The sequence below is a fragment of the Mycobacterium sp. FW102-FHT13B02 genome (assembly GCF_058790275.1).
The window spans coordinates 21,506-29,426 of the sequence record NZ_JBYTCM010000017.1; the positions used below are offsets into that span (position 1 = coordinate 21,506).

8 protein-coding genes are annotated in these 7,921 nt (G+C 68.6%); 6 read left to right on the forward strand and 2 right to left on the reverse strand.

Features of this window, described 5'->3' with window-relative positions; translation table 11 throughout:
* The first annotated feature begins 38 nt into the window (after positions 1–38).
* The 5 genes from AC3WTE_RS23625 to AC3WTE_RS23645 are packed head-to-tail and all read left to right on the forward strand — an operon-like array spanning position 39 to position 4,988.
* Entirely contained in the window at positions 39–1,763 is a 1,725-nt protein-coding gene (locus AC3WTE_RS23625) for a thiamine pyrophosphate-binding protein (protein ID WP_492441427.1), read from the forward strand.
* Positions 1,744–2,391: a DUF8713 domain-containing protein gene (locus tag AC3WTE_RS23630; protein ID WP_492441429.1), complete on the forward strand. Its 648-nt coding sequence runs from the start codon at positions 1,744–1,746 to the stop codon at positions 2,389–2,391. The genes AC3WTE_RS23625 and AC3WTE_RS23630 overlap by 20 nt, the downstream gene beginning before the upstream one ends.
* 8 nt (positions 2,392–2,399) lie before the next feature.
* A complete protein-coding gene (locus AC3WTE_RS23635) occupies positions 2,400–3,419 on the forward strand; it encodes a 3-oxoacyl-ACP synthase III family protein (RefSeq protein ID WP_492441431.1) in 1,020 nt (339 codons plus the stop codon).
* Positions 3,416–4,459: a pyridoxal phosphate-dependent aminotransferase gene (locus AC3WTE_RS23640; RefSeq protein WP_492441433.1), complete on the forward strand. Its 1,044-nt coding sequence runs from the start codon at positions 3,416–3,418 to the stop codon at positions 4,457–4,459. Before AC3WTE_RS23635 ends, AC3WTE_RS23640 begins: the two co-directional genes overlap by 4 nt.
* Before the next feature lie 40 nt (positions 4,460–4,499).
* Positions 4,500–4,988 (forward strand): MarR family transcriptional regulator, encoded by a 489-nt coding sequence (locus AC3WTE_RS23645; RefSeq protein ID WP_492441434.1) that lies wholly within the window; start codon positions 4,500–4,502, stop codon positions 4,986–4,988.
* 21 nt (positions 4,989–5,009) lie between these two features.
* On the opposite strand, the gene AC3WTE_RS23650 is transcribed toward AC3WTE_RS23645, so the two are convergent.
* Positions 5,010–6,242: a GAF domain-containing sensor histidine kinase gene (locus AC3WTE_RS23650; protein WP_492441436.1), complete on the reverse strand. Its 1,233-nt coding sequence runs from the start codon at positions 6,240–6,242 to the stop codon at positions 5,010–5,012.
* Positions 6,239–6,919: a response regulator gene (locus AC3WTE_RS23655; RefSeq protein WP_492441438.1), complete on the reverse strand. Its 681-nt coding sequence runs from the start codon at positions 6,917–6,919 to the stop codon at positions 6,239–6,241. Before AC3WTE_RS23655 ends, AC3WTE_RS23650 begins: the two co-directional genes overlap by 4 nt.
* Before the next feature lie 152 nt (positions 6,920–7,071).
* On the opposite strand from AC3WTE_RS23655, the gene AC3WTE_RS23660 reads away from it, so the two are divergent.
* Positions 7,072–7,866 (forward strand): HAD family hydrolase, encoded by a 795-nt coding sequence (locus AC3WTE_RS23660; protein ID WP_492441440.1) that lies wholly within the window; start codon positions 7,072–7,074, stop codon positions 7,864–7,866.
* Positions 7,867–7,921 lie beyond the last annotated feature (55 nt).

Here is a 7,921-nt window from a genome sequence, read left to right on the forward strand (position 1 = left end):
TTCGTGTTCTTGGGCAGACGAGCGGAAGTAGGTGGCAGATGGTCGGCAGGTATCGGGTGGTGGACCACATCATCACGCAACTGGCGGCGGCGGGCACCGAGTATTTCTTCGGTGTCGACGGGGCCAACATCGAGGACCTCTTCGACGCGGCGTTCCTCAGCGGCGAGATCACCCCCATCCTGGCCAAGCACGAGTTCTCCGCGGCCACCATGGCCGACGGATACAGCCGGGCGATATCCCGGATCGGGGTGGTGGCCGCGACATCGGGTGGCGGATCGCTGAACCTGGTTGCGGGACTGGGGGAATCACTGGCCAGCCGAGTGCCGGTGCTGGCCCTGGTGGGGCAGGCGCCGACCGGCATGGACGGACGAGGCAGCTTCCAGGACACCAGCGGGCGCTCGGGATCACTCGACGCGGTGGCGCTGTTCTCGGCGGTGTCGGTGTACTGCCGGCGGGTGACGGACCCGGAGGACATCGTGTCCGCTCTGACGGAGGCGCTGGCTGCGGCCGACAGTGGCGGCCCGGCGGTGCTGCTGCTGCCGAAGGACATCCAGCAGGCCATGATCGACGTGGTCGATCCCGTGGAAAGTGCTGTGGTGGTCCGTGATTCGATCTTGGCGGACCCGGATTCCATCGCCGAGGTGCTGCGCCGGGCGCTGGGGCCGGTCACGATCATCGCCGGCGAGCAGGTGGCCCGCGACGACGCCCGTCGTGAACTCGAGGAGCTGCGCTCGGTCCTGCGAGCCTGGGTCGCCACGGTTCCGGATGCCAAAGACGTCAGTGGCTCACCGGGATTGGGCCAGTCGTCGTGGCTGGGCGTCACCGGGGTGATGGGTCATCCACGAGTGGTCGACGCGATCTCCCGCAGCGCGGTGTGCCTGGTGGTCGGGACCCGCCTGTCGGTGACGGCGCGCGCCGGCCTCGACGATGCGCTGGCCGGGGTGCAGATCGTCTCGCTCGGCGCGCAGCGTCCGTATGTCCCGACGACACACGTGAATTCGACGAACCTGCGGGCGTCGCTGACGGCGCTGACCCGGGCGTTGACGGGAGCCGGCCGGCCGCACGGCCTCCGGGTCCTGGATCCGTTGCCGCACAGCGAACTCCAGCCGCCGCCGCACGAGGGCCCCGGCATCCGGTACCGCGACACCGTCACACTGCTCGACGACCTGTTGCCCGACGGCGCCGACATCGTGGTCGACGCCGGCAACACCGGCGCCTCGACGGTGCACGGCCTGCCGGTGCGCCGCGCCGGACGCTTCGTGGTGGCGCTCGGTATGGGAGGCATGGGGTACAGCTTCGGCGCTGCCATCGGCATGTGCTTCGCGCGGGCCAAAACCGCTGGAGCGCAGTACCGTACGGTGGTGGTGGCCGGCGACGGCTCGTTCTTCATGCATGGCATGGAGCTGCACACCGCGGTGCAGTACCGGCTCCCGATCACCTTCGTGTTGTTCAACAACAACGCCCACGCCATGTGCGTCACCCGTGAGCAGCTGTTCTACGGCGACCGCTACAGCTACAACCGTTTCTCGCCGGCGCGGCTCGGCGCCGGACTGGCCGCGATGTTCCCCGGTCTGCACGCAACCGACGTCAGTGAGCTGCCGCAGTTGGCCGGCGCACTGACCGAAGCACTCAGCCAGCACGGGCCGTCGGTGGTCAGTGTCGAATGCTCGGCCGACGAAATCCCCACGTTCGCACCATTTCTCGATTCAGTCATCCAACAGACGCAGAAAGAGAGCTCCCAGCATGTCGCTGCCCGCGCTTGAAGACATCACGATGCCGATCGACGGTGTCACCCGCATCGAGACCTCGCCCCGCGAGAAGGCCACGCCCGTCATCATGGAGATGATGCGGTCGGTCTACCCGCACGACGTGGTTTTCGGTGACTACTGCACCGTCAACGACTACATCGACTGCCCGCCGGACGAACTCTTCGAATACCTGTCGGACACCCGCAGCCTCGAGGAATGGACCTACAGCCTGCGCGGGTTCACCGAAACCGAGGAGCCCGGCCTCTGGCTGGCGTATGACCGGCTGGGCTCGGAAACCGAAATCTACACGCGCACAGTGGCGAACCGCGACGCGATGACCGTCGACTACCACTGCGCCTGGGACCAGGGGCAGCACCTCTGGATGATCTACCTGATGCGCGTCGTCGACGCGCAGACCGTGCTCAACAAGCCCGGCTCGGTGGTGCTGTGGACCAACTGCCACCACCCCTTCTACGACGACAACCCCTACCCCGAGACCGCGCCCGCGCAGCGACCCGTGTGGGTCGGGGACTTCTGGGACATGTTCGGGGCGGGCCACCGCCTGGAACTGGACAACCTCAAGGCGATTGCCGAGTACCGGCACCGCAATGGACTGCCGATCACCCCGGCCTGGATGAAGTGAGCGAAAAAATGGAGCAGCCTGCCGTCAGTCTTCTGGATGTCTCGACCTATCTACCGGGAGAGCCGATCGGCGCCGATTACTACGCGCAATTCGCCGGTTCCGACGACCTGCGGGACAACCTCATGTTCCGGGCGCCCAAGTTCCGGCATCACGTCGCACCCGACGAGACCGCCATCGACATGGTCGAACGCGCCGCCGCGGGGCTTCTCGACCGCCACGGACCTGACGTCCTGGCCGACGTCGACGTACTGATCACGCACACCCAGTTGCCCGACATGCCGTTCTACGGCGGCGGTGGTGGCATGGCCAATCGTCTTGGGATGAAACCGAACTGGGTGATCGATCTACACAACGGCGGGTGCGCGGCCTTCATCCTGGGGCTCAAACTGGCGCGCCAGTTGCTGGCCTCGGGAGAGGGGCGCACCGCACTGGTCGCGGTGGCGCAGAACGCGGCGGGCCAGGTCTTCGACCAGGAGACCATCCGGCCCAAGGCGCAGGCGGCGGTGCCGGGCGACGGGGCTGCGGTGGGACTCGTGGCGCTGTCCGATGTTTCGCCGATCCTCGACGTCGAGTGCCGCACATACGGCGAGTACGCGGGCGATATGACCATGTCCGTCGATCCGCCCCGGAAATGGTGGCAGGCGGGCCCGGGGGAGGGCTGCATCGGCTTCACCGAAAGCAAGATCACCAAGGTGCTGGCCCGGGGTAACCGCCAGGTGCCCGAGGTGGCGTACGCGGTGTGCGACCGGATCGGGTTGGCGCCCAAGGACATCGGCTTGCTGGTCACCAACCAGCCGAACCGCGTGTTCCTGAGGAACTGGCGGGAGGCGCTGGAATTGCCCGCCGAGCGGCACCGCGACACCTTTGACGAGTGCGGCAACCTGTTCGCCGCGGGCGTGCCGGTCAACCTGGACCGGGCGATCACCGACGGCCAGGTGAGCGAGGGCGACGTGGTGATGATGGCGGCCTTCGCGCACGCCGGCGACTTCGCCGGTGCGGCTGCGGTCCGGTGGGGCGGACGGCGATGACGCCGACGTGCGCGCTGGCCGACGCGGTCGGTTCGCTGCCCGCGGCCGACGACCCGTTGGCCTTGGCGCTCAACGAGAATCCGTTCCCGCCGCTGCCGGCGGTACGAGCCGCACTGACTGCGTCGATCGCTGCGATGAACCGCTATCCGGAGTTCCTGCCGCAGCGGTTGCGGTCGCTGATCGCGGGCCGGGTCGGCGTCGCCGACGAACAGGTGGTGGTTGGCGCCGGTGCCACTGGAGTGATCATGCAGGTGCTGCAGGCCGTCACCGAGCCGGGAGATGTGTTGTTAACGGCAACACCGACCTTCGACGGCTATCCGATCTTCGCGCAGATGGCGCGACTGCGGTCGGTGACCGTGCCGCTGGATCGGCACGGTCACCACGACCTCGGCGCCATGGCCGCGGCCGCGGTGGGGGCCCAGGTGGTGGTGATCTGCCGCCCGCACAACCCGACCGGGACCGTCGAGTCGGCGGCCGACCTGTACCGCTTCCTGGATCGGGTGCCCTCGGGCACCGTCGTCATCCTGGACGAGGCGTACGTCGAGTTCCTGGCTCCCGACCTGTGCCTCGACATCCCGTCGCTCGTGGTCCACTACCCCAATCTGGTTGTGGTTCGCACCTTTTCGAAGGCCTACGGTCTGGCCGGTCTGCGTATCGGCTATGGCGTCTGCGCGCCGTCGTTGGCGTGCGAGCTGTGGGGGATGCAGCTGCCGTTCGGGATCGGGATCACCGGGCTGGTGGCCGTCGCGGCGTCCTACGATGCGGAAGATCAACTACGCCAACGTATCCGGATGATCACCTCGGAAGGAGCGTTCCTGCGGGCGCGGTTGCGATCCATGGGTGTCTACTGCACCGACAGCCACGCCAACTTCGTGTATCTGCCGAGCGGAGCGCGGGCATGGACGTTCGGCGACGACGGCCCGCGGGTGCGTAGCTACGCCGACGGCGGGGTCCGGATCACCGTCGGGGACCGCAGGTCGTCGCGCGCGGTGCTGGCCGCCATCCGTAATGCGATGGACGGGACGACCGTCCGGCCCTGACTGCATGGGTTCGGCCGGGCCCGTGCGGTATGAATAAGTCGTGAGCAGTGACCCCATCGCCCGGGCCCGGGCCAACTGGGAACGGGCCGGCTGGGGCGACGTTGCCGACGGCATGGTCGCGGTGACTTCCGTGATGCGCGCCCACCAGATCCTGCTGGCCCGCGTCGAAACCGCGCTGCGGCCGTACGACTTGAGTTTCTCCCGCTACGAGTTGCTGCGGCTGCTGGCGTTCAGCGGCAGCGGTGCGCTGCCCATCACAAAGGCGTCGGACCGGCTGCAGGTACACGTCACCAGCGTCACGCACGCGATCCGGCGGCTTGAGGCAGACGGGCTCGTCGAGCGCGTCCCGCACCCGACGGATGGCCGGACGACGCTGGTGCAGCTGACCGAACTGGGCCGCTCGACCGTCGAGGACGCCACGATCACGCTGAACAAAGAAGTGTTCGCCGACGTCGGGATGTCCGACAGGCAGTCGGCGGACCTGGTGGCCGCCATCGAGACGCTCAGGCGCAACGCCGGCGACTTTTAGCGGCTCGCCGCACGTTTGCGACTACTCGCGGACGGTGGCCAGCGGGATGGTGGCGGTGACGATGGTGCCCGAGCCCGGCCGGGAGCGGATGTTCAGCCGGCCGCCGACGATCTCGGCGCGTTCGGCCATCGACAACAGCCCGTAGCCGCCCATCTCGTCGGCGCCCAAGGGACGCTCGAAGGTGTCGAAACCGATTCCGTTGTCGATGATCTCGAGCCGGGCATGGTCGGCGTCGGCCGCGAATTTCAGCAACGCGTTGGTGGCGTGGGCGTGCTTGACGACGTTCTGCAGGCACTCCTGGGCGATGCGGTACAGCGCCAGCTCGATGTGGTCGGGCAGCCGGACGTCGGCCAGCTCGACGTCGACGTCGAGTTGGCCGATGGAGCGGGCCAGGCTGGCGAGCCCACCGGCCAGGCCCAGGTCGTCGAGAACCGGTGGGCGCAGGTTCCCGATGGCCGCCCGGGCCTCGCCGAGGGTCAGGTCCACCAGTTCCCGGGCCAAGGTCAGCTGCTCGGCGGCGACGGCCGCGTCCGATCCGACCGCTCGGCTGGCCGCATCGAGCCGGTAGGACAGGGTCACCAGCCGCTGGGAGATGCCGTCGTGGATGTCGCCGGCCAGCCGGCGGCGCTCGATCTCCTGGGCCTCGATGACCTGCTCGACGAAGTTCTCGTGCGCGCGTTCGCGAGCCACGAGCTGGCGGTGCAGCCGAGCCTGGTGCATGGCCCCGGCGATGAGCCGACCGATCACGAGCAAGAGCTCGACGTCGCGCGCGGTGAACTCCCGGCGGTCGACGGTGTGCACGTTGAGCACGCCGACCAGCCCGCCCGGGTCGGTCTCCATCGGCACCGACACCATGGACGCGAAATCACTGCCGCGCAGCGATTCGAACGGCCGGTAGCGCGGGTCGGACTCCTTGTCGGCGGTGATCACCACGGGTTCGCGGTTGCTGGCCACCCAACCCGAGACGCCTTCGCCCAGCGGCAGCCGGATCTTGCCCACCTCCTGGTCGAACGGTGGCGTGGCGCCCGTCAGGGTCAGCGACCGTTCGGTGTCGTCCAGCACGTGGACGAAGCAGACATCGGTGGCGGTGGCCGCGGTGATCATCCGGGCTGCCGCCGCGGCCAGCGGCTCGACGCCGGGACCGCTGGAGGCGGCCTGGATCAGCTCGCGCAGCAGGGCCAGTTCGCGGTCCGCGGTCAGCACCTTGCTCGTCGGTTCGCGGTGCAAGCGCTCGTCAGGGTTGCGCGCCGTCATCGGTAGATACCTTCCCGCAGCGCCGTCGCCACCGCACCCGCACGGTCGCTGACGTCGAGCTTGCGGTAGATGGACCGCAGGTGGCTCTTGACGGTCTCCTCACCGATCACCAGCCGCGTCGCGATACCGCGGTTGGACAGCCCGTCGACCACGAACGACAGGATTTCGCTCTCCCGCTGGGTGAGGCCCTGGCGGGCGCCGGGCCAGAACTCGTCGCGCTGCATGCGGGCCGCGGTGTCGGCAGCCCGGGCCGCCATGCCGGGGTCGATGGCGGTGGCCCCGCCGTGTACCAACTCGAGCTGACGGACCAGGTCGTCGCTGCTGATGCTCTTGAGCAGATAGCCCGACGCGCCGACCCGCAGCGCCTGGTAGAGGTACTGCTCGTCGTCGTACACCGACAGCATGACCACTTTGCGGTCGGGGTTGCGTTCCCGCAGTTCACGGCACAGGTCCAGGCCGCTGGCGCCCTGCATCCGGACATCGCACAGCACGATGTCGGGCTGTAGTTCGTCGACCACGGCGGCGGCTCGTTCGGCCCCGACGGCCTGGCCGACCACCCGTACCCGGTTGCTGAATGCGGCCAGCATGGCCTTGAGTCCCTCGATGACCATTTCGTGGTCGTCGACCAGGATCAGCCGCACCGGCGTGCCGGTGTCCGCTTCGGCGTCGGTGGTCATGCGCGATGCGCCTCCGGCTTCTCGCTGGTGGTCATGGCAACACCTTAGAGCGGCGCTTCCGCGCAGGTCGGGAGGATCGGCTGTGGACTGCCGCGAAAGTTCACCGGCAATCTCGCCCGTCCAATCCCCCGATTGGGGGAGGCCCCGGACGTGTGACGTGGGACACCCTGGTACCCATGTCGGTGAGTTGTGTGGAGCGCACGTTCTGGTGGGATGTGGCGCGACCTGCCCATGCCGTGGTCGACCCGCTGCGCGCGGTGATCTTCGACCTCGACGGAGCGGTGGCCGACGTCGAGCGCGATGCCCACCGGGTGGCGTTCAATGCTGCCTTCGCCGAACATGGGCTCGATATCTCCTGGTCTGTGGCCGAATTCGGTCGGCTGGTCCGCATCGCGGACGAGCCACGTCGCATCGCGTCGGCGCTGCGGCGGCGCGGCTTCGGGCGGGTCAGCAACGAGATTGCAGCGCACGTGTACCGCACCAAGACCGAGCTGTTCGAGACGTCGGTGCTCGACGGTGACGTGAGCCCACGCGACGGCCTCGCCGATCTGGCGGCCGGGCTGTTCGGCGCCGGGGTATCGGTCGCCGTGGTGAGTAGCGGTAGCCGGTCGTGGGTGGAGCCGCTGGTGCGTCAGCTGCTGGGCGATGGCATCGCCGAGACAATCGTGACGCCCGATGATCTGCCGCGCCCCAGCCGTGAACCGGATGTGCACGGCCACGCGCTGTGGGAGTTGGGGCTGGGACCGGAGAGCGCGCTGGCGGTGGCGGGCGGCGTCCGCGGCTTCCGCGCCGCACGGGCCGCCAAGCTGGCGACGTTGGTGGTCACCACCGGCTACTCGGCCGGACACGATTTCCCCGGGGCGGTCCAGGTGCGCGCGGAGTACGACGGCCTGTTGGCCGCCGGGTGCGAGCGCCTACACAAGAACTGGTGGTCAGCCCAGGGCTGACCACCAGTTCTTCAGAGCTTTTCAAGTGTCGAGGGGGGGGGGGGGGGGGGGGGGG